Annotated in this window: 2 protein-coding genes; one reads left to right on the forward strand and one right to left on the reverse strand. The window is 64.4% G+C overall.

The window, feature by feature from the left end; all coding sequences use genetic code 11:
- Positions 1–211: ATP-binding protein (locus U9979_RS09265; RefSeq protein ID WP_322779040.1), on the reverse strand; the 211-nt coding region annotated here is incomplete at its 3' end.
- Between the two features lie 99 nt (positions 212–310).
- Here U9979_RS09265 and U9979_RS09270 point away from each other — a divergent pair.
- A complete protein-coding gene (locus U9979_RS09270; RefSeq protein ID WP_322779041.1) occupies positions 311–499 on the forward strand; it encodes a TOBE domain-containing protein in 189 nt (62 codons plus the stop codon).
- The last annotated feature ends 138 nt before the right edge of the window (positions 500–637 follow it).

The raw sequence follows: 637 nt of genomic DNA on the forward strand, positions 1-637 counted from the left end.
GCTCCGGTTCGGCTAGGCCGACGATGGCGAATCCCGCCTTCTCATCTATGCCCAGCAGGATCGTGCCGCCGTCGGCGTTGGAGAAGGCGCTGAGTGTCTCGTGGAGCGACGTCGGCATGCCGCCCCGCGCCCGCTTCACCTCGATCCGGTAGCTGTCGCGACCGAGTCGATTAAGATCATCTATGATCTGGTTGACCGTGTTACGGTCCATCAGGACTCCATCAGGATGCATCAGGACTCCATCAGGATGCATCAGGACTCCATCGGGATGCATCAGGACTCCATCAGGATGCAAGTCTGGCAGGGATGCATGACGATTGGCGGGAGTCCGGATCCCGGGCCGCTTTGGTGGGGGATTGGCCGGGTTGGTTACGCCCCCCCACTGCTCGCCGACGTCACCCCGGCCGCCCTCGCCGAGCTGCGCCTGGAACCGGGCGTGACCGTGTGGGCGTCGTTCAAGGCGACCGACGTCGAGACCTACCCTCAACTCCAGGAGTAACCGGCCGGTTCGGATCTTGTGGGTGCGGTGACTACTGTTCGTGCTCGATCCGACGCCAGCGTGCGTGGCGGAAGGCGGGTCAGGGCGCGGTTGGCGAAAAAGCCTTGGTGACGACGAGGATGAGCGGCTCGTCCGCGC

Origin of the sequence: Protofrankia sp. Cas4 (assembly GCF_963555915.1) — a bacterium.
In the GTDB taxonomy this organism is placed as follows: domain Bacteria; phylum Actinomycetota; class Actinomycetes; order Frankiales; family Frankiaceae; genus Protofrankia.

Excerpts from the sequence above, each read along its gene's own strand:
- U9979_RS09270 (WP_322779041.1), top strand. The coding sequence starts at position 311 with ATGACGATTGGCGGGAGTCCGGATCCCGGGCCGCTTTGGTGGGGGATT.